The 25127-nt window shown below is 66.1% G+C and carries 25 protein-coding genes; 13 read left to right on the top strand and 12 right to left on the bottom strand.

Annotation, left to right across the window (positions count from 1 at the left end):
* The first annotated feature begins 104 nt into the window (after positions 1–104).
* From A7X12_RS05895 to gltB, 3 genes are read left to right on the top strand one after another with little or no spacing between them, the layout of a single operon-like run.
* Positions 105–1565 carry an NAD(P)-dependent oxidoreductase gene (locus A7X12_RS05895; RefSeq protein WP_064310733.1) on the top strand — a complete coding sequence of 487 codons (1461 nt, stop codon included), beginning with the start codon at positions 105–107 and terminating at the stop codon, positions 1563–1565.
* Entirely contained in the window at positions 1562–2131 is a 570-nt protein-coding gene (locus A7X12_RS05890) for a DUF2059 domain-containing protein (protein ID WP_064310732.1), read from the top strand. The genes A7X12_RS05895 and A7X12_RS05890 overlap by 4 nt, the downstream gene beginning before the upstream one ends.
* Complete coding sequence (gene gltB, locus A7X12_RS05885; RefSeq protein ID WP_064310731.1) at positions 2131–6648, top strand: glutamate synthase large subunit; 4518 nt, start codon at positions 2131–2133, stop codon at positions 6646–6648. Before A7X12_RS05890 ends, gltB begins: the two co-directional genes overlap by 1 nt.
* A gap of 3 nt (positions 6649–6651) precedes the next feature.
* Here gltB and A7X12_RS05880 read toward each other — a convergent pair whose 3' ends face one another.
* Together A7X12_RS05880 and A7X12_RS05875 are read right to left on the bottom strand one after the other, a co-directional pair.
* Positions 6652–7041 (bottom strand): type II toxin-antitoxin system VapC family toxin, encoded by a 390-nt coding sequence (locus A7X12_RS05880; RefSeq protein WP_064310730.1) that lies wholly within the window; start codon positions 7039–7041, stop codon positions 6652–6654.
* On the bottom strand, positions 7038–7310 hold the full coding sequence (locus tag A7X12_RS05875; protein WP_064310729.1) for a type II toxin-antitoxin system VapB family antitoxin: 273 nt from the start codon (positions 7308–7310) through the stop codon (positions 7038–7040). Before A7X12_RS05875 ends, A7X12_RS05880 begins: the two co-directional genes overlap by 4 nt.
* A 99-nt stretch (positions 7311–7409) precedes the next feature.
* Between A7X12_RS05875 and A7X12_RS05870 the strand changes: the two genes are divergently transcribed.
* Complete coding sequence (locus tag A7X12_RS05870) at positions 7410–8081, top strand: glutathione S-transferase family protein (protein ID WP_064310728.1); 672 nt, start codon at positions 7410–7412, stop codon at positions 8079–8081.
* A gap of 54 nt (positions 8082–8135) precedes the next feature.
* Positions 8136–8750 carry a YbhB/YbcL family Raf kinase inhibitor-like protein gene (locus tag A7X12_RS05865; protein ID WP_064310727.1) on the top strand — a complete coding sequence of 205 codons (615 nt, stop codon included), beginning with the start codon at positions 8136–8138 and terminating at the stop codon, positions 8748–8750.
* An 18-nt stretch (positions 8751–8768) separates the two neighbouring features.
* On the opposite strand, the gene A7X12_RS05860 is transcribed toward A7X12_RS05865, so the two are convergent.
* From A7X12_RS05860 to A7X12_RS05845, 5 genes are all read right to left on the bottom strand, one after another.
* Positions 8769–9626 (bottom strand): glucose 1-dehydrogenase, encoded by an 858-nt coding sequence (locus A7X12_RS05860; RefSeq protein ID WP_064310726.1) that lies wholly within the window; start codon positions 9624–9626, stop codon positions 8769–8771.
* A 95-nt stretch (positions 9627–9721) separates the two neighbouring features.
* The gene (locus tag A7X12_RS26570) at positions 9722–9850 is read right to left on the bottom strand and encodes a hypothetical protein (RefSeq protein WP_269747803.1); all 129 of its coding nucleotides are present in this window, start codon (positions 9848–9850) and stop codon (positions 9722–9724) included.
* 269 nt (positions 9851–10119) lie between these two features.
* Positions 10120–11181: a GGDEF domain-containing protein gene (locus A7X12_RS05855; RefSeq protein WP_064310725.1), complete on the bottom strand. Its 1062-nt coding sequence runs from the start codon at positions 11179–11181 to the stop codon at positions 10120–10122.
* Positions 11182–11437: 256 nt separating this feature from the next.
* Entirely contained in the window at positions 11438–11989 is a 552-nt protein-coding gene (locus A7X12_RS05850; protein WP_064310724.1) for a peroxiredoxin, read from the bottom strand.
* Positions 11990–12041: 52 nt separating this feature from the next.
* Positions 12042–13109: a phospholipase A gene (locus A7X12_RS05845; protein ID WP_064310723.1), complete on the bottom strand. Its 1068-nt coding sequence runs from the start codon at positions 13107–13109 to the stop codon at positions 12042–12044.
* 64 nt (positions 13110–13173) lie between these two features.
* On the opposite strand from A7X12_RS05845, the gene hisN reads away from it, so the two are divergent.
* A complete protein-coding gene (gene hisN, locus A7X12_RS05840) occupies positions 13174–13956 on the top strand; it encodes a histidinol-phosphatase (RefSeq protein WP_064310722.1) in 783 nt (260 codons plus the stop codon).
* 6 nt (positions 13957–13962) lie between these two features.
* Here hisN and A7X12_RS05835 read toward each other — a convergent pair whose 3' ends face one another.
* Positions 13963–15078 (bottom strand): hypothetical protein, encoded by a 1116-nt coding sequence (locus tag A7X12_RS05835; protein ID WP_064310721.1) that lies wholly within the window; start codon positions 15076–15078, stop codon positions 13963–13965.
* A 42-nt stretch (positions 15079–15120) separates the two neighbouring features.
* Entirely contained in the window at positions 15121–17256 is a 2136-nt protein-coding gene (locus tag A7X12_RS05830; protein ID WP_064310720.1) for an AsmA family protein, read from the bottom strand.
* Between the two features lie 152 nt (positions 17257–17408).
* Here A7X12_RS05830 and rpmI point away from each other — a divergent pair, with 152 nt between their 5' ends.
* The 4 genes from rpmI to A7X12_RS05810 all read left to right on the top strand — a co-directional run bounded on the left by rpmI (position 17409) and on the right by A7X12_RS05810 (position 20333).
* Positions 17409–17612 (top strand): 50S ribosomal protein L35, encoded by a 204-nt coding sequence (gene rpmI / locus A7X12_RS05825; RefSeq protein WP_010543145.1) that lies wholly within the window; start codon positions 17409–17411, stop codon positions 17610–17612.
* A gap of 14 nt (positions 17613–17626) precedes the next feature.
* Positions 17627–17992, top strand: coding sequence for a 50S ribosomal protein L20 (gene rplT, locus A7X12_RS05820; protein WP_010543146.1), 366 nt, complete (start codon positions 17627–17629; stop codon positions 17990–17992).
* 84 nt (positions 17993–18076) lie between these two features.
* Complete coding sequence (locus A7X12_RS05815) at positions 18077–18700, top strand: LysE family translocator (protein WP_064310719.1); 624 nt, start codon at positions 18077–18079, stop codon at positions 18698–18700.
* 79 nt (positions 18701–18779) lie between these two features.
* Positions 18780–20333, top strand: coding sequence for a CpaF family protein (locus A7X12_RS05810; RefSeq protein WP_084445125.1), 1554 nt, complete (start codon positions 18780–18782; stop codon positions 20331–20333).
* Between the two features lie 4 nt (positions 20334–20337).
* On the opposite strand, the gene A7X12_RS05805 is transcribed toward A7X12_RS05810, so the two are convergent.
* Positions 20338–20526 carry a hypothetical protein gene (locus A7X12_RS05805; protein ID WP_064310717.1) on the bottom strand — a complete coding sequence of 63 codons (189 nt, stop codon included), beginning with the start codon at positions 20524–20526 and terminating at the stop codon, positions 20338–20340.
* A 51-nt stretch (positions 20527–20577) separates the two neighbouring features.
* On the opposite strand from A7X12_RS05805, the gene A7X12_RS05800 reads away from it, so the two are divergent.
* Positions 20578–21387, top strand: coding sequence for a class I SAM-dependent methyltransferase (locus A7X12_RS05800; protein ID WP_064310716.1), 810 nt, complete (start codon positions 20578–20580; stop codon positions 21385–21387).
* A gap of 47 nt (positions 21388–21434) precedes the next feature.
* Here the strand turns inward: A7X12_RS05800 and A7X12_RS05795 are convergent, their stop codons facing one another.
* Together A7X12_RS05795 and phaR are read right to left on the bottom strand one after the other, a co-directional pair.
* A complete protein-coding gene (locus tag A7X12_RS05795) occupies positions 21435–21974 on the bottom strand; it encodes a DUF6882 domain-containing protein (protein ID WP_084445124.1) in 540 nt (179 codons plus the stop codon).
* A 63-nt stretch (positions 21975–22037) separates the two neighbouring features.
* The gene (phaR, locus tag A7X12_RS05790) at positions 22038–22622 is read right to left on the bottom strand and encodes a polyhydroxyalkanoate synthesis repressor PhaR (RefSeq protein ID WP_064310715.1); all 585 of its coding nucleotides are present in this window, start codon (positions 22620–22622) and stop codon (positions 22038–22040) included.
* A gap of 71 nt (positions 22623–22693) precedes the next feature.
* Between phaR and A7X12_RS05785 the strand changes: the two genes are divergently transcribed.
* Positions 22694–23704, top strand: a complete 1011-nt coding sequence (locus A7X12_RS05785) for an alpha/beta fold hydrolase (protein ID WP_084445122.1) — start codon at positions 22694–22696, stop codon at positions 23702–23704.
* A gap of 28 nt (positions 23705–23732) precedes the next feature.
* Positions 23733–24908 carry an acetyl-CoA C-acetyltransferase gene (locus A7X12_RS05780; RefSeq protein WP_064310713.1) on the top strand — a complete coding sequence of 392 codons (1176 nt, stop codon included), beginning with the start codon at positions 23733–23735 and terminating at the stop codon, positions 24906–24908.
* The last annotated feature ends 219 nt before the right edge of the window (positions 24909–25127 follow it).

The following is a 25127-nucleotide window of genomic DNA, read 5'->3' as shown; positions in this document are numbered from 1 at the left end:
TGGCTTATATTTTTGCTCCCTAAAGGCCGAATTTCGGGTTTCGAGCCCACATAGGTAAGTATTGCTGTCTTTATTGGTCTGCCGCTCTCCTGTACGGGGGCGGCATGGCTGACGATCCCATGCTCAAATTCGTCGGACGCCCACAGGCGTATCCGGCAAAGCGCCCCGCCCAGCTGCGTGCGGAAGACTTTCGCGAGATCGCGGAACGCTATGCGGTGCCCGATGCGGAATCGCAGGCCGGCCGCTGCAGCCAGTGCGGCGTACCCTATTGTTCGGTGCACTGCCCGCTGCACAACCATATCCCGGACTGGCTGCGCCTGACCGCCGAGGGACGACTGCAGGAGGCCTACCAGCTCTCCAACAGCACCTCGACCATGCCGGAGATCTGCGGCCGCATTTGCCCGCAGGACCGGCTGTGCGAAGGCAATTGCGTGATCGAGTTTTCCGGCCACGGATCGGTGACGATCGGTTCGGTCGAGAAGTTCATCACCGATACCGCCTGGGCCGAGGGCTGGGTGGAGCCGGTGCAGGTCGGCCGCGACCGCGGCCAGTCGGTCGGCATCATCGGTGCGGGTCCGGCAGGCCTTGCCGCCGCCGAATATCTGCGCGGCTATGGCTATGCCGTGCACGTCTATGATCGCTACGATCGTTCGGGCGGGCTGCTCACCTACGGCATCCCCGGCTTCAAGCTGGAGAAGGACGTGGTGATGCGCCGCGTTGACCGGCTGGAGCAGGCAGGCATCGTCTTCCACCGCAATTTCGAGGTCGGTCGCGACGCGACGCTGGGCGAGCTCCGCCAGCGCCACGATTCGATCCTGGTCGCCACCGGCGTCTACAAGGCGCGGGCGATCAAGGCGCCGGGCGTCGGCGCCAGGGGCGTGGTCGACGCGCTCGACTATCTCACCGCGTCGAACCGCAAGAATTTCGGCGACGCGGTGCCCGCCTATGACGACGGCAGCCTCAACGCGGTCGGAAAGCATGTCGTGGTCGTCGGCGGCGGCGACACCGCGATGGACTGCGTGCGCACCGCGATCCGCCAGGGCGCGGCGTCGGTGAAGTGCCTCTATCGCCGCGACCGGGCGAACATGCCGGGCTCGCAGCGCGAAGTCGCCAACGCCGAGGAGGAAGGCGTCGAGTTCGTCTGGCTCTCCGCCCCGGAGGCGTTCGAGGGCACCGAGCAGGTCAGCGGCGTCCGCGCCTCCAAGATGCGGTTGGGCGCGCCCGACGCTTCGGGCCGTCGCGCGCCGGAAGTTGATCCGGGTGGGGCGCTGCACATGCCGGCCGACCTCGTCATCAAGGCGCTGGGCTTCGAGCCGGAGGATTTGCCCAAACTGTTCGGCGCCGAGGAGCTGGGCGTCACCCGCTGGGGCACGCTGCGCACCGACGGCAAGACGATGATGACCAGCATGGACGGCGTGTTCGCCGCCGGCGACATCGTCCGCGGCGCGAGCCTCGTCGTCTGGGCGATCCGCGATGGCCGCGACGTGGCGGCGCACATGCACGCCTGGATGAAAGCGCACGCCAAGGCACCGGTTTCGGCCAAGCGCGAAGCGAGCGTCGCATGAGGGCGCTGGCTGCCGCGCTGCTGATCGCCGTCACCGCACCCGGTGCCGCGATGGCGCAGACCGCTCCCGCCGTGCAGGCTCCCGAGCCTGCCCGGTTAGCTGCCGCCACGGCGCTGATTGCCAAGATCATGCCGCCCCAGCGGATCGACACGCTGATCGACCAGATGATGCGGCCGATGATGGATAACCTCCGCAACGCGATGGCACAGTCGCCGCAGATGCAGGCCGCGTTCGCGAAGGACCCGAAGGCCAAGGCGATGCTCGACGGGTTCGTCAGCGATGAGCTCCAGCACTCGATGGCGCTGACGAAAGCGTCGATGCCGACGATGCTGGACGCGATGGCACGCGCCTATGCGCGCCGATTCACCGTCGCGCAGATGCGCGATGTCAGCGCCTTTTTCGATACGCCTTCGGGCAAAATCTACGCCGAACAGGCGCCGACCGTCATGGCGGATCCCGATGTTCTCGCCGCGCAGCGCGCCGTGATGGAAAAGTCGATCCGCGGTACGATGGAGCGCGCACAGGCGATGGTGGCGAAGTTCGCCGCAGAACAGGACAAGAAGTGATGGCCAAGACCCCGGAATCCGAGCGCGAGCGCCTTGCCCGCGAGGGCATGTACCGCCCCGAATATGAAGGCGATGCCTGCGGCGTGGGCATGGTCGCGGCGACCGACGGCCAGTCGTCGCGCCGCGTCGTCCAGTCGGCGATCGATGCGCTGAAGGCCGTTTGGCACCGCGGCGCGGTCGATGCCGACGGCAAGACCGGCGACGGCGCCGGCATCCATGTAGACCTGCCCTTGCGTTTCTTCGACGAGCAGATCGTCGGCAGCGGCCACCGCGTGCTGCCGAACCGCCTCGCGGTCGGCATGATCTTCCTGCCGCGCACCGATCTCGGCGCGCAGGAGACCTGCCGCACCATCGTCGAGAGCGAGATCATCGAGGCGGGCTACACCATCTATGGCTGGCGCCAGGTGCCGGTCGACGTGTCGGTCATCGGCATGAAGGCGCAGGCGACGCGCCCCGAGATCGAGCAGATCATGATCGCCGGGCCGCAGCCCGATGCGATGGATGCCGCCGAGTTTGAGCGCCAGCTCTACCTGATCCGCCGCCGTATCGAGAAGCGGGTGATCGCAGCCCAGGTCGGCGGTTTCTACATCTGCTCGCTGTCGTGCCGCTCGATCATCTACAAGGGGCTGTTCCTCGCCGAATCGCTGTCCGACTTCTATCCGGACCTCAAGGATTCGCGCTTCGAGAGCCGCGTCGCGATCTTCCACCAGCGCTATTCCACCAACACCTTCCCGCAATGGTGGCTGGCCCAGCCGTTCCGCTGCCTGGCGCATAACGGCGAGATCAACACGATCCGCGGCAACCAGAACTGGATGCGCAGCCACGAGATCAAGATGGCGAGCATCGCGTTCGGCGAGCAGAGCGAGGACATCAAGCCGGTGATCCCGGCGGGTGCGTCGGACACCGCCGCGCTCGACGCCGTGTTCGAGGCGATCTGCCGCTCGGGCCGCGACGCGCCCACGGCCAAGCTGATGCTGGTACCCGAGGCGTGGCAGCAGGACGAGGACACCCCGCCGTCGCACGCCGCGATGTACCAGTATCTCGCCTCCGTGATGGAGCCGTGGGACGGCCCTGCGGCGCTGGCGATGACCGACGGCCGCTGGGCGGTCGCCGGCATGGACCGCAACGCGCTGCGCCCTCTGCGCTACACCCAGACCTCGGACGGGCTGCTGATCGTCGGCTCGGAAACCGGCATGGTGCCGGTGCCCGAGGCGAACGTCGTCGCCAAAGGTCGGCTCGGGCCGGGCGAGATGATCGCGGTCGATCTCGACCAGGGCAAGCTGCTTCATGACCGCGCGATCAAGGACCAGATCGCCGGCGAGGCGGACTATGCCTCGATGGTGCAGGGTTTCCTGTCGATCGACGATCTGCCCGCAGCACCGGCCGAAAGCTATTATGAGCGCGCCGAGCTGTCGCGCCGCCAGGTCGCCGCCGGCCAGACGCTGGAGGATATGGAACTGATCCTCGCGCCGATGGTCGAGACCGCCAAGGAAGCGATCGGCTCGATGGGCGACGATACGCCGCTGGCTGTGATCTCGTCCAAGTCGCGGCTGATCAGCCAGTTCTTCCGGCAGAATTTCAGCCAGGTCACCAACCCGCCGATCGATCCGTTGCGCGAGCGCTATGTGATGTCGCTCAAGACGCGGTTCGGCAACCTCGCCAACATCCTCGACACCGAGGGGGCGGGGAGCCCGGTGCTGGTGCTGGAGAGCCCGGTGCTCACCAATGCCGACTGGCACCGCCTTCGCGCGCATTTCGGGGCGAGTGCGGCGGAGATCGACTGCACCTTCGCGGCGGACGGTGATCCGGAATCGCTCAAGCTCGCGATCAAGCGCATCCGCCACGAGGCCGAGCAGGCGGTCCGCGCCGGCTGCACCGAGCTGTTCCTCACCGACGAGCATAGCGGGCCGGACAAGGCCGCTATCGCCGGCGTGTTGGCGGCGGCGGCGGTGCACACGCACCTCGTGCGACGGGGGCTACGCTCCTACGCCAGCGTCAATGTCCGCACGGCGGAGTGCCTCGACACCCATTATTTCGCGGTGCTGATCGGCGTTGGCGCGACCACGGTAAACGCCTATCTGGCCGAAGCTGCGATCGCCGATCGCCATGCCCGCGGCCTGTTCGGCGACATCAGCCTCGCCGATTGCCTCAAGCGCCACCGCAAGGCGATCGACGAGGGGCTGCTCAAGATCCTGTCGAAGATGGGTATCGCGGTAATCAGCTCCTATCGCGGCGGCTATAATTTCGAAGCGGTGGGCCTCAGCCGCGCCTTGGTGAACGACCTGTTCCCCGGCATGCCGGCCAAGATCTCGGGCGAGGGCTATGCCTCGCTCCACCTCTCGGCGATGATGCGCCACGATGCCGCGTACGATGCGGGCGTCGCGACGCTGCCGGTCGGCGGCTTCTACCGCCAGCGCGCGGGCGGCGAGGCGCATGCCTATTCGGCGCAGCTGATGCACCAGTTGCAGACCGCGGTCTCGAACGACAGCTATTCGAGCTACCTCGCGTTCGCGCGCGGGGTGCGCGACCTGCCGCCGGTCTATCTGCGCGACCTGCTCGAGTTCAACTTCCCCGAAAGCGGCGTGCCGATCGACCAGGTCGAGGCGATCACCGAGATCCGCAAGCGCTTCGTCACGCCTGGCATGTCGCTGGGCGCGCTCAGCCCCGAGGCGCACGAGACGCTGGCGATCGCGATGAACCGGATCGGCGCGCGCGCCGTCTCGGGCGAGGGCGGCGAGGATTCGACGCGCTACAAGCCCTATGAGAATGGCGATAACGCCAACTCGTCGATCAAGCAGGTCGCCTCGGGCCGGTTCGGCGTGACCGCGGAATATCTCAACGCCTGCGACGAGATCGAGATCAAGGTGGCACAGGGCGCCAAGCCCGGCGAGGGCGGGCAGTTGCCCGGCTTCAAGGTCACCGAGTTCATCGCCAAGCTGCGCCATGCGACGCCGGGCGTGACGCTGATCTCGCCGCCGCCGCACCACGACATCTATTCGATCGAGGATCTGGCGCAGCTGATCTACGATCTGAAGCAGATCAACCCGCGCGCGCGGGTGTGCGTGAAGCTGGTCAGCTCGGCGGGCATCGGCACCGTCGCGGCGGGCGTGGCGAAGGCGCATGCGGATGTGATCCTGGTCGCCGGCCACAATGGCGGCACCGGCGCGTCGCCGTTCACATCGATCAAGTACGCGGGCACGCCCTGGGAAATGGGCCTGTCCGAAGTAAACCAGACGCTCACCCTCAACGGTCTGCGCGGTCGCATCAAGCTGCGCACCGATGGCGGGCTGAAGACTGGGCGCGACATCGTCATCGCCGCGATCCTCGGCGCGGAGGAGTTCGGCATCGGCACGCTCAGCCTGGTGGCGATGGGCTGCATCATGGTCCGCCAGTGCCATTCGAACACCTGCCCGGTGGGCGTCTGCACCCAGGACGAGAAGCTGCGCGCCAAGTTCGTCGGCACGCCGGAAAAGGTCATCAACCTGATGACCTTCATTGCCGAGGAAGTGCGCGAGATCCTCGCCAAGCTCGGCTTCAAGAGCCTGGACGAAGTGATCGGCCGCACCGAGCTGCTCCGCCAGGTCAGCCGCGGCGCCGAGCATCTCGACGATCTGGACCTCAACCCGATCCTCGCCAAGGTGGATGCGGACGATGCCGAGCGGCGCTTCAGCCTCAGCACCTTCCGCAACGACGTGCCGGACAGCCTCGACGCGCAGATGATCAAGGACGCCGCCCCGGTGTTCGCGCGCGGCGAGAAGATGCAGTTGACCTATTCGGTGCGCAACACCCACCGCGCGGTGGGCACGCGGCTCTCGTCGGAGGTGACCAACACGTTCGGTATGTCGACGCTTGCCGACGGGCACGTCCATGTCCGGCTGCGCGGCTCGGCCGGCCAGTCGCTGGGTGCCTTCCTGTGCAAGGGCATCACGCTCGAAGTGTTCGGCGACGCCAACGACTATGTCGGCAAGGGCCTGTCCGGCGGCGTGATCGTCGTGCGGCCGATGGTCAGCTCGCCGATCGAATCGTGGAACAACACGATCATCGGCAACACGGTGCTATACGGCGCGACCTCGGGCCGGCTGTTCGCCGCGGGCCAGGCGGGCGAGCGCTTCGCGGTGCGCAATTCGGGTGCCGACGTCGTGGTCGAGGGCTGCGGCGCGAACGGGTGCGAGTATATGACCGGCGGCACCGCGGTGGTGCTCGGCCGCGTCGGCATGAACTTCGGCGCCGGCATGACCGGCGGCATGGCGTTCGTCTACGACGTCGACGGCAGCTTCGAACGCCACGCCAATCCGGAGAACATCACCTGGCAGCGGCTGGCGTCGAGCCATTGGGAAGCCAAGCTGCGTGCGCTGGTCGAGGCGCATGCCGAGGCGACCGACAGCAAATGGTCGAACGGCCTGCTGGAGGACTGGGACCGCGAGGTCGGCAAGTTCTGGCAAGTGGTGCCGAAGGAAATGCGCACCCGCCTGGCCCATCCGCTCAACGACACGGTCGAGGCGGTGGCGGCGGAGTAAGGCTCAATCAAGGGCGACGATCACGTCGGTATGGCGGAAGTCGTCGCCCTTGAAGAGCAGCGGGCAGTCCGCCAGCGCGGCAACCGCATAGGCCATGCAGTCGCCATAGTTGAGACGGGCGGGGCGTCCGCCGAAGCGGATGAGCGCCTCGATCGCGATCCGCCCATGCTCTTCCGTCCAAGGCACGATCTCGATCGTCGGCAGGCGCAGCAGCCGCTCGGCGGCTGGCAGGAAGGCCGGCCCTTTCTGCCGCAGCACCACCAGCCGGAACTCGAAGGCGGTCGGCGCGCCGAGCAGCACGCGGTCCGGCGTGGCCATGGCACGGAGGAATGTCTCGGCTTCGGCTTCCTCCTGCAGGATCGCCATCAGCGCCGAGGTATCGACCGCGATCACTTGGGCAGGCCGTCCTTGTCGTACAGCATCGCGTCGGGATCACGGGGATCGAGCGTCGGCATCGCGGCATAGGCCTGACGCACCTCTCGCGCCACGGCGCGATAGTCGGCGAAGCGCTGCTCCACATCCGGATCGGCGACCGGTTCGCCACTCCGGCGCAAGGCATCGCTCACCGCCAGCTTGATCGCGGTGGTATAGCTCACCCCCTTGGCGCGCGCGTAGCGGCGGACCAGCCGGTCGGTCTCTTCGTCCTTGATGCTGAGCGCCATGGTGCGGCTCCGTTCTAGAATGCTGCTCAAAATATAGAATTGCGGCCCGCGCTACAACGAGTCTTCCCCGGCCCATTTCCGCTGCTTATGGCTTTCCCCATGTGGCAGCTCCTTCAATTCCCGCTCTGTCCCTTCTCGCGCAAGGTCCGGCTCCTGCTGGGCGAGAAGGGCATCGCCTATGAGCCGGTGCGCGAATCGCCCTGGCAGCGGCGCGACGAGTTTCTCGACCTCAACCCCACCGGCCAGACCCCGGTGATGATCGATGCCGAGCGCCATGTGACGCTGATCGACTCGACCGTGATCTGCGAGTTCTTCGAGGAGACGGTGGGCAAGAACGCGCTGCTCAACGGCTCGGCGGTCGATCGTGCCGAGATCCGCCGGCTGGTGGTATGGTTCGACAACAACTTCTACAGCGACATCACCGCGCCGCTGCTCCACGAGCGGATGATCAAGCGGATCGTCTATCGCCAGCCGCCGGATGCCAAGGTGCTGCGCGATGCGATGAAGGCGGCGGTCGGCCATCTCGATTACATCGATTACCTGCTCGACCACCGCACCTGGCTGGCCGGTGCGACGATGAGCCTTGCCGACATCACCGCGGCGGCGCAGATCTCGGTCGCCGATTATCTGGGCGGCATCGACTGGAAGAGCCACGAACTCGCCAAGCGCTGGTATATCGGGATGAAGAGCCGCCCGAGCTTCCGCCAACTGCTCGCCGAGCGGATGGAAGGAATCACGCCGCCGGCCGATTACGAGAAGCTCGATCTCTAACGCGGGATAATCATGGGGTCCGGCGCGTTTGGCTGCCAAACGGGAGAGACCGCGATGCTCGAACACATACCGCACTGGCTGGGAAGCGCGCTGAAGGGCCTGCGCGCCGGCGCCAACAAGCTGGCGATCGTCCAGCCCGAACTCGGCAGTTTCGAAGTGTTGCATCTCGCCAGCCCAGCCTTCGCGAATGGCGGACGTCTGCCGGAGCGGTTCACCGCCGATGGCGACGGCGTCTCGCCGCCGCTGTTCTGGACGGGCGTGCCGGAGGGCACGGCGTGCTTGGCGCTGATCGTAGAGGATCCCGACGCGCCCGCGCCGCAGCCTCTTGTGCATGCGGTCGTCTGGGGCCTGCCGGTGGACGGTGACCTCAAGGAGGGTGCGATCCACGCCGATGGCGCGGGGGATGCCGAGGGCAAGGATGTCGGCCGCAACAGCTATCTCGGCGAAGGCTGGCTGCCGCCGGATCCGCCGACCGGCCACGGCCCGCACAACTATGCCTTCCAGCTGTTCGCGCTAAGCGGCGGTTGCGAGATCGGCGACAATCCTGGCCGCAGCGCGCTGGTCAAGGCAATGGCGGGACATGTGCTCGCCGCCGGGCTGCTCACCGGTGTCTATTCGCGCGGGGAGGAAGCGCCGACGGGGCTGGTTGGCGAGACCGCGCCGGTCTGAGACCGGCGCGGCGCGCGTTCAGCCGTTGACGACAGTGCCGCCATTCGGGTGGAGCACCTGCCCTGACATGTAGCTCGAATCCTCGCAGGCGAGGAACAGGAAGGCGGGGGCGACTTCGTTGGGCTGGCCTGGCCGGCCCATCGGCACGCTCTCGCCGAAATGCTCGAGCTTCTCCGGGCTCGCCCCGCCGCTGGGGTTGAGCGGGGTCCAGATCGGGCCCGGGGCGACGGCGTTCACGCGGATGCCCTTGTCGATCAGGTTCATCGACAGGCTGCGGGTGAAAGCGGTGATCGCACCCTTGGTGGCGCTATAGTCGAGCAGTTCGGGCTCGCCCTGGTACATCGTCACCGAGGTGCAGTTCACGATCGTGGCGCCCTCCTTGAGATGCGGCGACGCGGCCTGGACCAGGAAGAACATCCCGAAGATGTTGGTCTGGAAGGTGCGGCGCAGCTGCTGCTCGGTGATGTCGGTGATGTCCTTGTCCGGATGCTGCTCGCCGGCATTGTTGACGAGGATGTCGAGGCGGCCGAACTCGGCGATCACCTTGGCAACGGCGTCTTCGCAGAATGCCTTGTCGCCGACATCGCCGGCAATGGTGATCGCGCGGCGGCCTTCGGCGCGGACGGCCTCGGCGGTGTCCTCGGCATCCCGGTGTTCGTTGAGATAGACGATGGCGACATCGGCGCCTTCGCGGGCGTAGAGCGCGGCGACCGCGCGGCCGATCCCGCTGTCGGCGCCGGTGACGATGGCCACCTTGTCCTTCAGGCGATCCGATCCGCGATAGCGCGGCTGCCATTCAGGCTTGGGATCGAGGGAGCGCTCCTCACCGGGGAGCGCATCCTCGCGGACTCGATCGATTACAGGGGTTTCGGACATTGGCACGGCTCCTGGGATCTGGGGAGGGTGCCGAAAGAACCGGGCGCTAGGGCCCCGAGTTCCAGAGAAAGGGGCCGCCGGGGCGGCCGGCAGGGTCAGCCGAAGAGGCTGGAGCCCTGCAGGCCACTGCCGAGGATCATCACGCTGGTGATGCCGAACGACACGGTGCCGATAAGGAAGCTGCGGAACATGCTGATCTTCTCCATCTGCGCGAGGGTATTCATGCGATCGGGATAACGGGCGTGGAGAAGAGGACCAGCGCTGCAGTGAGCAGGACGGCGGCGCTGACGGCAACGGTCTGGTGCAGCGAAACGAGGCGAGCGGTCATGGTAGTACTCCCTGATATTTCGGCTGGCGGACCATCCGGCGGCCGATGCCAGTTCTTTTGCAGGGAGCGTGCCAAATCTTCTAAGTCATTAGAATACAACAATGTTCGATAGAATGGCCTCAAAATCTGGCAATTTGTGCGCGAAGTAGCGGCAAATTTTGCCAGTTATCGGCGAAATTCGCTATAGCTGGCGCTGCCGGTCTTGATCTGGTTCCTGCCCTCGTGCTTGGCGAGGTAGAGAAGCCGGTCGGCACGGTGAAACGCCGTCTGGTGCATCTCGCCGGTTTCCACCGGCGTCAGTCCGGCGGAGAAGGTGATTTCGCCAAGCGGTGCGTCGTTGTCGCGCAGCTTGTAGCGCTTGGTCTGCACGGTGCCACGGGCATGGTCCAGCACGGTACGCGCCTTTTCGAGCGATACATCGGTGAACAGGATGGCGAACTCTTCGCCACCATAGCGGGTCACCAGATGGCCGCGGCAACACTGGCTCAGCGCATCGGCGATCACGCGCAGCACCCGATCGCCGACCGCATGACCAAAGCGGTCATTGACCGACTTGAAGTGATCGATGTCGCAAACAGCGATGCACATGCTGCCACCGGTCGCCTCCTGCGCGGCAAAGGCTTCCTCGAACGCGCGGCGATTGGGCAACTGGGTCAATGGGTCGCGGCGGGCGTTGTCCCGTGCTTCCTCCAGCTTTTCGCGCAGGTCGTTCGCCTCGCGCGTGGTGCTTTCCAGTTTCTCTTCCGCGACGCGGATGCGATCGAGCATCGCTGCGGTGATTCGCGCGACATCGTCGTTCGCCTGCGGCGTATCGCTGGCGATCGACATGGCTTCGGCGCTGGCGGCGAGGTCGCGGCCGAAATCCGCCGTTTCCGCGCGCATCGCCGTTACCATGTCGGCAAAGCCTTCCACCTGCATCTGCGTGCGGGCGACCAGACCCTCGGTCCGAGCCTTCAGCGCTTCGTCGCATTCCGGCGCTTCTTCGGTGCCGTGATCGGCGGTCAACGTCTGGATATCGCGGGGCGTGATCCGTACCCCGCGTTCGGTGATCAGTTCGACGGCGCGAGCAAGCGCATGATCGGGTTCGGTGAACAGCCGGTGGACGAAAGCGTAGTTGGTCGGAGTCGGCGCTAGCCGCTGGTCGACAAGAAACGCTCCGATACGCTCGAACAGCGCTCGGCCGTCTCCCCCTTCTGCTTCTGATCGAACGGCACGCGCGATGCGCATACGCTCCTAACCCCCGTGCAAGTCACGGCATGACGGCCGCTATGTTGCGCAGGAGGAATAAGCGTAGAGTGCTAATATCTAGTTGCCGGGTAGTTCATGCTGAACGATCCTGCGGCGCAGGGGTGCCGAGGATCTACACATTGTAGCAGGATTTCAGTGGCTTCGGCAGAAACCGACAAAGATTGCTCCGATCCGGAGGATTAATGCCTCCGGATCGGAGCGTCTGGAAGGCGCAACTATCGGGTGCGACTCGGCCTCACTTGCGGTGGGTCTGGCGGTATTTCTGCACGGCGGCGAGCGTGAGTCGGATATGATCCGCGGGGTTGGGATCGGAGTGCACGAACAGTACCTTGCCATCGGGCGCGATGACATAGCTGGTGCGGCTGGTGAATTTTGCTACCGTGCCGTCCGGCTTCTTGGCCGCCACGTCATAGCCCTGCGCGACGTCCGGCGTCGCAGCGGCTACGGCGAACTTGCCGGCGCAATATTGGCTGCTGAATTGTTCTAGCTGGTCGACGTTACCGGCGGTCATGCCGATCACGGTCGCGCCGGCCTTGGTAAAATCGGGCAGTGCCTCGGCAAAGGCATGGGCCTCGGCATTGCAGCCCGAGGTGAAGGCTGCCGGGAAGAAGTACAGCACGACCGGCCCCTTCTTCAGCGCCGCCTTCAGGTCAACGGTGATCGGCTTGCCGGCTACTGCGCCCTTGGCGGTGAAGACGGGCGCCTTGGCGCCGGTGGTCAGCGACGCGTTCGCCGGCATCATGGCGAAGGGCAGGGCAAGGGCGGCTAGGGCGAGCTTCAGGCGCATATCGATCTCCCTGGATGGTTGTTGCGTGTCTACGCCAGCATCGTCGCGGCGGCTAGCGGGTGAAGGCGATACCGATCCGCGCATGCGTGTCGTTGACGTTGTAGCGGTCTAGTGCCTCACCATAGCCGGTGAATGCCTGGCCGAAGACGTAGATGCCCAGGCCCCCGCCCAGACGGCGCAACGGGTAGGAGACGAACGCTTCGGCTGCGCCGTGCCCCGTCCTCACATTGCCGCGGGCGGTAAGCGCAAGCTTGATTCCGTCCTTCTGCTGAATCGACGCGGCCAGCCCGGTATAGCCAAAATAGTCCTTCATGTCGTGGAAGGTGCCGCTGTTTCCGACATACACCCAAGCCTGCGGGGCGACATCCAGCCGCCATTCACTGCCGAGATCAAAGGTCTTCTCGCCGCGCACGAAGATGCGGTTGATGTCGACGGAGTCTGTGACGCCGCGCCCGTTCGAATCGTGTCGCCAGCCGAGCGCGACCCGCGTCGTCTCGTCGACAGGCACGTCGGCATAGAGTTCGGGCGCATAGTTGGTCGAGCGGAACGGGCCCGAGGGTTCGTTCAGTGCCCAGAACATCGTCTGGGTATAGGCGAAGCGCAGATTGCCGAGCTGGAGCGGCGCATCTTCGGCGAAGGGGCGCACCGCGAAGCTGACCTGAAGCTTGCCGCCGGCATCGTTCAGGCCGAAGGTGCCGTAGACCGGCTCGTGCGGCTCGAACCGATCGAGCAGGCCGCTGGAGCTGCCGGTGGCGCTCTGCACGACCGTTTCCTGCGCGGGCATTTCCGCGGCGCGATGCTGCGCAGCAGGCGGCACTGCCGTGCCCGCGACCCCCACCGGCACGTAGCGCGCCTTGGCGAAGCCATGGGGGGCGATGGTGGGCGTGGGGCCGGGGGTGCGTTCCAGCAGCAGCCGGGTGCCGTCGGTCGCGGTGACTTCGATCTGGCGCGGGCCGGCATCCGCGATCGGCGCCCCGCCCTCGTTGACCAGGAACACCTCGACGCCGCGCAGCGCCGCCTGTTCGGAGGCGGGCTGGGCCGGCACCGCGCGCACCTGCGCCAGCGCAGGCGCGGCGACAAGGCAGAGGCCGAGCAGGGGGAGAGCGGCGATACCACGCATAAACCGCGAAGTGGCAGGCGTTTGTGACCTTGGCGAGTCAAATTCGGCCCGGTAGGGCTGGAACATGGCCGTTTCCCAAACCGACATCGCGCTTGCCGCCCGCCTCGCCGACGCCGCCGGCGCCGCGATCCGCCCCTATTTCCGCGCCGAGCACGGTGTCGAGGCGAAGGAGGACCAGTCGCCCGTTACCCTCGCCGATCGCGCGGGCGAAGAAGCGATGCGCAAGCTGCTGATTGCCGAGCGGCCGATGGACGGCATCATCGGCGAGGAATTCGGTGTGCGCGAGGGTAACAGTGGCCGGCAGTGGGTGCTCGATCCGATCGACGGCACCCGCGCCTTCATCGCCGGGCGACCGGTGTTCGGCACGCTGATCGCGCTGGTCGACAATGGCTGGCCGGTGCTGGGCGTGATCGACCAGCCGATCATCAACGAGCGTTGGCTGGGCGTTACCGGCCGCCAGACGCTGTTCAATGGCAAGCCTGCAAGCACGCGCATCTGTCGCGAGCTGAATCAGGCGATCCTCGGTACCACGTCGCCCGCGCTGTTCGACGACGGCCAGCTTCACGCCTTCGAGCATCTCGACGCCAAGGTGATGAGCACGGTGCTCGGCGGTGACTGCTACAATTATGGCTGCGTCGCGAGCGGCTGGCTCGACATCGTCGTCGAGGCCGGCCTGAAGCTGCACGACTTCGCCGCGCTGGTGCCGGTGATCGAAGGCGCGGGCGGGCGGATGTGCGACTGGCAGGGCGATCCGCTCCATGCCGGCAGCATCGGCGAAGTGATCGCCGCGGGCGACCCGGCGCGGATCGACGACATCCTCGAAGCGATGGACTGCCGCGGACACTGAGGACGGTCACCGCCCGTCCCAGAAGGCGGGATGTGCGCGGATGGCGGCGACCAGCCAGTCGGCGATGCGCCGCTGCTCGTCCACCCCGTAATGACCATGGCAGGCGGTGGCGGGGAAGTTGCTGGCAGGGAAGGGCAGGAACAGCAGATCGCGGACACCCGCGGCGCGCGCGGTGGCGCTGATCTGCAACTCCGCCTCGCGCAGCATCGCCGACTGGTCTGGCGGTGCCCCCTGGGTGTCGAACCACCAGAGGATGAACACGGCGCTGGGGTATCGGCGGTGGAGTTGTGCCAGGAATCTCCCGTAGCTCGCGGCGTAGTCCGCCACCAGCGTTGCCAAGTTAGGCCAACGGGCGTCAGGGCGCAGCCCGACAAAATCCGCCTGCAACTTCAGCATGACGATCTGTGGCTGCCAGGCCGGATCGACAAAGGGCGAAGATTCCGCAGGAATGCGACGCGACCAGAGCTGGGTCATCGCGCCCCCCGGCGCGCTGCCGCCCGCGTTGCGTATCAATCCTCGGCCGGAAATCGCATTGATTTGATAGTCGGCTCCCTCCTGCTGCGCGGCGAGCGCCGCAAAGGCGTCGGGCGTGTCGGTCGTGGCTCGAACCTGTTCGGGCGTGCAGTCGAGACGATAGGCACGCGCGCCATAGCCCGTCATCGAAGAATCGCCGATGAACTCGATCTGGCGCCTATGGGTGCGCGGCGCGGGCAGGCCATTGCCCGTGCCAACGAAGAAGCCGCCGAATATCGTGGGGGCGGCGCTTTCCGTGACCTTGTCCAGACGAATGCGGTGCGCCCCGCCGCCGACCCCGTCGATCGTCACATCGGCTTTCCCGGGCCGGTCGATCGAGAGTGGCGGCTTGTCATCCACGCTGACGCGCCACTCGTTGACGGGGTCGTCGAAGCGGAGCGTGACGCGGTCTCCCCGGAATGCCGACTCAAAGTATATGCCAGGCCATTGGTGGCGGAAGCCCGCTGTGGTGCGCTCTACCCTGCCACCGACATGCACCGGCAGGGCTTCTCCGGGAGCCGCGGATGGCGCAGCGTGAGTTACCCGCTGCGGCGGGCGCGCATCGCCTGCCATGGCCAGTGCGGCGGAGAGAATAAGAAAGCGCAGCATGGGCGTTGATCCTGCGCCTGCTTCCAAGCCGTACGCAAGCCGCTAGAAGATGCCGAGGAACTTCTTCCGCTGGCGCTTGGATTCGTCCGGGTTCGCCTTGCCGCTTTCGGACGTGGCGGTCGTGCCGCGGCCGACATCGTCGCGGAGGCGACCCTTGACGTCGCGCTGGCTGGCAGCCGTGGCGCCGGAAAGCACCGGGCCGCAGTCTGCTGCCTTGGCGTCGCCGAAATCGACGAACGCCAGTACGGCGGCCAGCGGCGAGGCGGCGACGCCCAGCCCCAGCCCGACGCCGGCACGGCCGACCAGCTCGGGACTGATCACGCTGATCCCCGGCTTGGCGAAATAGCCGCCGATACCCACCGGAGACTGGCCCGAGAACAGGCTGAACCGCTTCGAATCGGCGCGGAAGGCGAGGTCGATCGTCTCGTTCTTGAAGCTGAACCCACCGCGGCCGAGCATCACGTTTTTCTGCGTGTCGATCAGGATCGGGTCGGCGGCCGCAATTCCGTCGCGCACGGTGAATCCGATCAGCCCGCAATTGATCTGCACCGGCTCCTTCAGCTTCTTCTCGAACATCTTCTGGACAAAGGTGCCGATGTCGAACTCGGCGAGCTCGGTGTTGCGCGTCCAGAAATCGCCCTTGGGCAGGATCACCGCGATGCGGCCGTTCGCGCTGGCCAGCGAATCGCGCACGCTGTTGCCGCTGCCGCGCATCTGGATGCGCGCCTTGAGCATGCCCGTGGTGCCCGATTGCTCGGCGCCGAAGCCGGCGAGCAGCACCCCCATCGGCGTCGGCGACAGGCGGATGTCGTAGGTGGTGAACACCGGTGTCTTGCGCGCGTCGATGCTGATGTCCGAGGTCACCGTGCCGCGCGCGAGGCTGAAGTTGAGCGGGCTCAGCTTGAGCAGCCGGTCGTCGAGATCGAGGCCCAGCTCGATGTTCGACACCGGCAGGTTGGGCGCGCGGACGGTGCGCACCTGCCACTGCACCCTGGCATCGAAATTCTTGAGCGCGTCGATCCGCAGCGGCGCGTCCGGCAGCAGCCGCGGTGTGCCGGAAACCTGCGTGACCGCGGCCTGCGCGCCCTGCGCCGCCAGCGCATTGGGGTTATAGCCGATGAACGGGCCGGCATCGAAGATGTCGAGCACATGGGTGAACAGGTCGGCGGTCAGCAGCATGCGCGGCTCGCCGAGCTTCACCGTGAACTTGCCGGCGAGATCGCTGTCGCCGAACCGGCCCTTCATGCCGGTGAAGCGCCACTCGTCGCCCGCCTTGGTAACGACCGAGGTCAGCCGATAGGTGCGCGTATCGGGCACGGCGATGCCGGCGAGCAGGAAGACGTCGGCAAGGTTCTGCCCGCGCAGGTCCATGTGGAGCTTGGCGCCCTCCAGCACCGTCGCGCCGGGCAGCGTGCCGGCGATATCGACCTGGCTGCGCACGCCCTCGGCATGCAGCCGCAGTCGGTTCTCGCCGCCCGCCAGCGTCTTGTTGGAGGAAAGCAGGGCACCCGCGAGCGTGAAGCGGGCGCCGCGTGCGGTGCCATTGCCGTCGAAGCGGATCGTGTCGGCGAATCGATTATCCTCGGCCGCGACGGTGTCGACGCGAATCGCCGCATCGAGCTGATGGCGCGGATCGAGATAGCGGATCTGCGTGCCGGCGATTCGCGCGCGCTGGATCAGCGGCATCCGCAGCGGCTCGCCCCCGCCGCCGCCGAAGGTCCACGTATTCTGCTTGCCGTCGCGATCCCATTGCAGGTCGATTCGCCCGTCGGTGAGGCCGAGCCACTGAAACCGCTTCTGGGCGGCGAGCAATGAGAAGGTGGCAATACGCGCATCGATTCGCGTCGCGCTGAAAAAGGGGCTGGTTCCCGCCCAGTCCGGGTTCTCGACGCTCAATCCCTCGGCGACGAACTTCAGGTTGAAGGGCGCGAAATAGAGCTGGAAGTCGCCCGCCACGCGCACCTTGCGGTCTGCGCTGCTGCTCGCGATCGATTCGAACGCGCCCTTGAGGAACCGCCCCTTGGTGACGAACAGCACCGCCCAGGCCAGCACCACCAGTCCGATCAGGCTGGTGGCGACGGCGATGGTTGCGGCAAGGGGCGTGCCCATCGCGCGGCGGGGCCGGAGCGGGGAAGGCGCCGGATCGGCGACGAGCAGGGGTGCGTCCGGTTCAGCCATGCGCTTCCAAATCCTCGCCGGCGCTGCGGTTCCCCGGTGGTTGCATATCGCCCAGCCATCGGCTAAGGGCCCCGCTTTCCGCGATCGAGGGACCGTCCGGCTAATAGGGCTGCCGCGGCTGTCTGCAATCGTCGAACCAAAAGGAGACGAAAATGCCCAAGCTCAAGACCAAGAGCGGTGTGAAGAAGCGCTTCAAGTTCACCGCCACGGGCAAGGTGAAGCACGGCGTCGCCGGCAAGCGCCACCGCCTGATTTCGCACAATTCGAAGTATATCCGTACCAACCGCGGCACCAGCGTGCTGGCCGACGCCGACGTGGCACACGTCAAGGCGTGGGCGCCGTACGGCCTGAAGTAAGGGAGTCCTGAAAAATGGCACGAGTGAAGCGTGGTACGACCACCAAGGCGAAGCATAAGCGGATTTTGGATCAGGCGAAGGGCTATTATGGCCGTCGCAAGAACACCATCCGCATCGCGCGCCAGGCCGTCGAAAAGGCCGGCCAGTACGCCTATCGCGACCGCAAGGTAAAGAAGCGCAGCTTCCGCGCCCTGTGGATCCAGCGCATCAACGCCGGCGTCCGCGCCGAAGGCCTGACCTATTCGCAGTTCATGCACGGCCTCAAGCTGGCCGGTATCGAACTCGACCGGAAGGTCCTGGCCGACATCGCAATGCACGAGGGTGAGGCTTTCACGGCCATCATCGCGCAGGCGAAGGCGGCGCTGCCTCAGGCTGCGTAAGCAGCTGTAAGCGCAAGTGAATCGGGGCGTCGAGGCAGCAGCTTCGGCGCCCTTTTTCTTGGCCTCCAGCCAGCGAGGAACGCGATGGCGATGAAGACCTGGTGGCTCTACGTCACCGCCGTATTCTTCGTGTCGATGACGCCGGGACCGAACATGCTGCACGTGATGGTGCAGAGCATCCGCGAGGGCGCGGGCCGCGTGCTGCCGACCACGGCCGGGTTGATGAGCGCGAACCTCTTCTGCCTGATCGCTTCGGCTGCGGGGCTGGGGGCGCTGCTCAAGGCATCGCCGTCGCTGTACGATGTGCTGCGCTATGCCGGCGTCGGCTATCTCGTCTGGCTGGGCATTAAAGCCTGGCGCGCGCCGGTGGCGGCGGCGCAGGCCGATGCCCTGCCGCCCGCACGCCCATCGGTCCGGACCCGCTACTTCACCGGGCTCGGCACGGGACTGTCCAATCCCAAGCTGATCGTCTTCGCCGCAGCGCTTTTTCCGCAGTTCCTTGATGTGAACCGCCCATTCCTGCCGCAGCTGGCGATTCTGATCCTCACCTTCGCGGTGATCGAGGCCTTCTGGTTTTCGGTCTACGCGATGGGCGGTCGCTCGCTGGCGGTATGGCTGGCCCCGGCGGGGCGGCAGCGGCTGTTCAATCGGGTGACGGGCGGCGTGTTCATTGCCTTCGGTGCGGCGCTGCTGGGGAGCCGGGTATAAGGGCGTGTCCCATCATAGTTAGCCAAATCGCAAGCCTTTGCCGCTAGGCCTTGAGCCTTCCTAGGGGACTGAAGGTTCAATGAGCGCATTTGGGCGTCGCAGCGGCATGGGGAGCGGAACCGGGGGACGTCCGGCCTTCGGTGTCGCACGGCCGATGCAGGGTGGCGGGCCCCCGCGCCCCGAGCCCTTGCCACTGGGCGGCGACCAGTTCCCGCCGCTCGACGCGGTCCCGCTACCCGGCCAGACGCTAACCGATCCGATGCTGGAGCGCGATCCCTTGGGTCCCAGCGCCGCCAGTGCGGACGCGATGCAGCGCCTCGCCGATCGCCAGGCCGCACCTGCCGATCAGGGCAGCTCGCGCAACGAGGGCTTTGAAGCCTCGATCCACCGCATCAAGGAACAGGTGCTACCGCGCCTTTTGGAGCGTGTGGATCCCGAAGCTGCGGCGACGCTGAGCAAGGACGAACTGGCCGAGGAATTCCGGCCGATCATCGGCGAGGTTCTTGCCGAGCTGAAACTCACGTTGAACCGGCGCGAGCAGTTCGCGCTGGAGAAGGTCCTTGTCGACGAGTTGCTGGGGCTAGGGCCGCTCGAGGAACTGCTCGCCGACGCCGCGATCAGCGACATCATGGTCAATGGCCCCGAGCAGACCTATGTCGAGCGCAAGGGCCGGCTCGAGCTCGCCAATATCCAGTTCCGCGACGAGGAGCATCTGTTCCAGATCGCCCAGCGGATCTGCAACTCGGTCGGCCGGCGCGTCGACCAGACAACGCCGCTCGCCGATGCCCGCCTCAAGGACGGGAGCCGTGTCAACGTGATCGTGCCGCCGCTGTCGCTGCGCGGCACCGCCATCTCGATCCGCAAATTCTCCGCCAAGCCGATTACGCTGGATATGATGGCCAAGGGCGGGTCGATGTCGGAGAAGATGGCGACGGCGCTGAAGATCGCAGGCGCCAGCCGATTCAACATCGTCATCTCGGGCGGCACCGGCTCGGGCAAGACGACGATGCTCAACGCGATCTCGAAGATGATCGACCCTGGCGAGCGTGTGCTGACGATCGAGGATGCCGCCGAACTCCGCCTGCAGCAGCCACACTGGCTGCCGCTGGAAACCCGCCCCGCCAATCTGGAAGGCCAGGGCGAGATCACGATCCGCGATCTGGTGAAGAACGCGCTGCGCATGCGCCCGGATCGCATCATCCTGGGCGAAATCCGCGGCGCCGAATGTTTCGACATGCTCGCCGCGATGAATACCGGTCACGACGGCTCGATGTGCACGCTCCACTCGAACAGCCCCCGCGAGGCGCTGGCGCGTATGGAGAACATGGTGATGATGTCGGACATCAAGGTGCCGAAGGAGGCGATCAGCCGCCAGATCGCCGATTCGGTCGACCTGATCATTCAGGTGAAGCGGCTGCGCGATGGTAGCCGCCGCGTGACCAACGTCACCGAGGTGATCGGCATGGAGGGCCCGGTGATCGTCACCCAGGAGCTGTTCAAGTTCGAGTATCTGGACGAGAGCACGGACGGCAAGATCATCGGCGAATATCGGTCGATGGGGCTGCGGCCCTATACGCTCGACAAGGCCAAGCAGTTCGGGTTCGACCAGGCGCTGCTGGAAGCCTGCCTGTAACCGACTAGCCCGCGTGCAGCGCCACGCTCACCAGCACCAGCGCCGCGAACAGTCCGGCCATCTGGATGGCCATCCACGGCACCCAGCCCACCCGTTCCAGATCGCGTCGCTTGCGACGGCGATGCTCGGCCAGCCCGGCGACAATCGCGACCAGCAGCGCAACGCCGGCGCCGATCCAGAATTCTAGTTGCATCGTCACCTTGTTGCTTCAAAGTCGCGCCCGGATAGCAGGGAGCCATTGCCAATGCGCCATCGTCTTATCGGCATCGCCGTCGTTACTACCATCGCCGCCGTCGCTAGCGTCGCTGCGCAGCAGCCCGCCTCGCTGCGCCAGGCGATCGGGAACGCCGTCGCGGCCCCCAGCCGCACGCCCGCCAATACCGCACGCGACAAATATCGCCACCCTGCCGATACGCTTGCCTTTTTCGGGGTGAAGCCGAACGACACGGTGGTCGAGATCTGGCCGAGCGGCGGCTGGTATACCGAGATCCTCGCGCCGTTGACACGCGGCAAGGGCACTCTCTATGCTGCGGTCCCGAGCGGCAACGCCAAGGGCATCGAGGCGCTGAAGGCGAAGGACCCAGCCCTGTACGGCCCGATCCGCGTCGTCAGCTTCCCAGCTGCCGCGGGGCAGGCAAAGGTACCGAACGGCACAGCCGATGTCGTGCTCACCTTCCGCAACGTCCACAATTGGCGGATGGGTGGACAGGACGGCAAGGATTACGCGCCCGAGGCGTTCAAGCAGATGTACGCGATGCTCAAGAAGGGGGGCACGCTCGGCATCGAGGACCATCGTCTTCCCGAGAGCGCCGGCGACGATCGCGAGACCAAGAGCGGCTATCTCAAGGTGTCGACGGTGCGCCGGTTGGCCGAGGCGGCAGGTTTCAAATTCGTCGGTGCATCGGAAGTGAATGCCAACAAGGCCGATACTGCCGACTGGCCGAACGGCGTGTGGACGCTGCCGCCCACCTACGCGCTGAAGGATCAGGACCGCGCCAAATATGCCGCGATCGGCGAGAGCGACCGCATGACGCTCAAATTCCGCAAGCCATAGGGATGTTGCCGCGCCATCCGCCCGCGGCGGGTGGCGCAGCGGCCTTTTTAAGGCTGCTTCCTCGGGCTTACGGTAACCTTCCCGAAGGTCATGTAGATCAGCGTCGGCCCGGAGTTCCCGCGATACGTACCGGTTGCACCCGCCAGGTACGAAGCGACCGCGGTGAATTGCCACGCTTCTGTTTCGCTGCAGGACACTTTCCGCGTCGTGTATCGGGAAAGTCCGTGCACCTCGCCGAATTGCCGCGCCAGCTTCGCATCGGCCCGTCGGCTCTCCGGGATGGATGGATGGTCCCATCCCCACAGGAAGGTACCGTCGCGCCTGTTGTAGGTACCGATAACCTGCACCGGCGCAGTGGCGACATAGCTGGCAGCGGTGAACATGATCACGCCCAGGTCGAGGTCCACGCTCCAGTCGAATGCCTCTTCCCCCACCATGTGCTGGAAGATGTCGGTCTTGCGGGCAATGTCCTCCTCGGCCTTGGCGAAGACCAATTCCTCGGACTGGTGAACGCGCTCCTGGGGATCCTCCGGCATGCTCGGGGATCCGAGCAGGAGGGATACCAGCACACCGAGCCATAGCGTCATGTCCGCTGCTCCGGATCGCGGCGGGTGCGGGCCGGTGCGCGCTGCGCCCGGTCCGCAATGCCCTTATTTGCCCAGCTTTTCGATCTTTTCCTGAAGCCGCGCGAGTTCTGCCTTCAGCGCCGAGACATCGCCATCGCCGGTGCCCGCCTCGGTAGGGGCGGGTGCAGCAGCCGGTGCTGCGCCTGGCGTCGGGTTCGCCGCACCCCCCGGCTGGAAGGCGCTCGCGGCGGCTTCGAACATCGCCATGTTGCGCTTGGCGATCTCCGCGAAGGGCGAGTTGGCGAACGCGCCCTCCACCGCCGACTTAAACTGTTCCTGGTTGCGGCGGAAGCTGTCCATCGACGCTTCGAGATAGCCCGGCACCATCGCCTGCATCGAGTCGCCATAAAGCGCGATCAGCTGGCGCAGGAAGTTCACAGGCAGCATGGTCTGGCCGCGCGCTTCCTCCTCCATGATGATCTGGGTGAGGACGTTATGGGTAATATCCTCCTCGGTCTTGGCATCCACGACCTTGAAGTCGCGGCCTTCGCGCGTCATCGCTGCGAGATGCTCGAGCGTGATGTAAGACGAGGTCTCGGTATTATAGAGCCGGCGGTTCGCATATTTCTTAATGATGACCGGACCGCTTCCGGGTGCAGCTTTCTTCATGGGAACCCCCGCACGTGACAGATGCGCACCTAACTACAGTTTCTGACGCGCCGCAACACGGACCGCGTCCTTTGCCGCTTTTTCTCGCAATGCTGCGCAACGAAACGGCAGCATCGGCCGAAAAACGCGCCGCGGCACTTGCGGGCTTGGCCGCATATCAGAACGCCCCGCGCCCGGCCCCGCGCCCGGAAAAGCCGATCGTCGCGCGTGCCGGCCGCGCAGTGCTGCGCGATTATGGTGGGCATGGCCTACCGGTCGTGTTCGTGCCCTCGCTGATCAATCCGCCGGTCGTGCTCGATCTTGCCCGAGGCAACTCGCTGCTGCGCTGGCTGTCACGGCAAGGGGTGCGGCCTTTGCTGGTCGACTGGGGCAGCCCGCCGCCCGACGCCGCCGGGCTGGACGTGAACGGCCATGTCGAACGGCTGCTGCTGCCCTTGCTCCGCCAGTTGCGGCGACCGCCGGTGCTGGCCGGCTATTGTCTGGGCGGCACCATGGCGATTGCCGCCGCGCAGGCGATCGAGACCGCAGGGCTGGTCTCGATCGCGGCGCCGTGGCGCTTTGCCGGCTATGGCGCGGCGCTCGAATCCTTCGCGGCGCTGTGGGACCAGGCCTATCCCACCTGCGAGCGGCTGGGCGTGGTACCGATGGAAGTGCTGCAGGCCGGCTTCTGGCAGCTCGACCCGCGGCGCACGATCCTGAAATATGAGCGATTCGGTCGCCTTCGTCCGAAGGATCCGGAGGCCCGCGCTTTTGTGGTGCTCGAGGACTGGGCGAATGCCGGTGCGCCGCTTACCTTCGGGGCGGGGCGGCAGTTGTTTGACGATTTCCTATCCGCCGATCTTCCCGGCAGCGGCCGCTGGCAGGTTGCGGGAATCACGGCCCATCCGGAAGCGCTGGAAATCCCGGCGCTTTCCTTCGTCTCTACCACCGACCGCATCGTTCCCGCCGCCAGCGCTGCGCGGCTGGGTGAGGTGCGTGAGATGGCGCTCGGCCATGTCGGCATGATCGTCGGCAGGCGCGCGCGGAAGGCGGTATGGGAACCGCTGGCCCACTGGCTAACCACGCTGCGCCGCATTAGATAACGCCCAAACACACTCCCAGGAGACCAGCATGACCGACGTCGTGATTACCGCTGCCAAGCGCACCCCGGTGGGCAGCTTCCTCGGCGCCTTCGCCGCCACGCCCGCGCACGAGCTCGGCCGAATCGCGATCGAAGCCGCCCTTGCCGAAGCCGGTGTGAAGGGCGAAGAGGTCTCCGAGGTGATCCTCGGCCAAGTGCTGACGGCCGCCCAGGGCCAGAACCCCGCCCGCCAGGCATCGATGCATGCCGGCGTCCCCAAGGAAGTCCCGGCGTGGAGCGTGCAGCAGGTCTGCGGCTCGGGCCTGCGCGCGGTGGCGCTCGGCTTCCAGTCGATCCGTAACGGCGACGCTGCGATCATCGTCGCGGGCGGCCAGGAATCGATGTCGATGAGCACCCACGCCCAGTCGCTGCGTCCGGGCACCAAGATGGGCGACCTGAGCCTGGTCGACACGATGATCAAGGACGGCCTGACCGACGTCTTCAACGGCTATCACATGGGCATCACCGCAGAGAATCTCGCCGAGCAGTATCAGGTGACCCGCGGCGAGCAGGACGAATTCGCGGTGCGCTCGCAGAACCTCGCCGAGAAGGCCCGCGCAGAGGGACGCTTCAAGGACGAGATCGCGCCGGTGACCGTGAAGACCCGCAAGGGCGAGACGATCGTCGCCGACGACGAATATATCCGGGCCGGCGCGACGGTGGACAGCGTCGCCGGCCTGCGCCCGGCCTTCAAGAAGGACGGCACCGTCACCGCCGCCAACGCCTCGGGCCTCAACGACGGCGCCGCGGCGCTGGTGCTGATGACGCGTGAGGAGGCCGAGAAGCGCGGCGCGCCGATCCTGGCGACGATCCGCAGTTGGGCGAGCACGGGTGTCGATCCGTCGGTGATGGGCATTGGACCGGTTACCGCCAGCCGCAAGGCCTTGGAGAAGGCGGGCTGGACCATCGCCGACCTCGACCTGATCGAGGCGAACGAGGCGTTCGCGGCACAGTCCTTGTCGGTCGGCAAGGAACTGGGCTGGGATGCGGACAAGGTGAACGTGAACGGCGGCGCGATCGCCATCGGCCACCCGATCGGCGCCTCGGGCGCGCGCATCCTTACCACGCTGATTCACGAAATGGGCAAGCGCGACGCGAAAAAGGGCCTGGCGACGCTGTGCATCGGCGGCGGCATGGGCATCGCGATGTGCGTCGAGCGCGACTGACGTTCGACCTAGCGGAAGGAATGGGCCGGGGCGGTAGCCTCGGCCTTTTTCTTGGTGCGCGATGTCAACAAATCGCATAGCTGCACGGCCGCAAAGATTTGTAACAAAAATGCGTCAGAATATTGCTTGCTGGCAACAATGCGCCCAACTCTGTGACTCTTCTGCAACAGGGTGCAACAAAGTTGTAAAATTAGTTACCAAAAGCTTGTAAGAATCGTG

It is taken from the genome of Sphingomonas sp. TDK1 (assembly GCF_001650735.1).
Classification (GTDB): Bacteria; Pseudomonadota; Alphaproteobacteria; order Sphingomonadales; family Sphingomonadaceae; genus Sphingomonas.
Note: the sequence above shows the minus strand (reverse complement) of the source record. Positions and strands in the feature narration are given on the sequence as shown.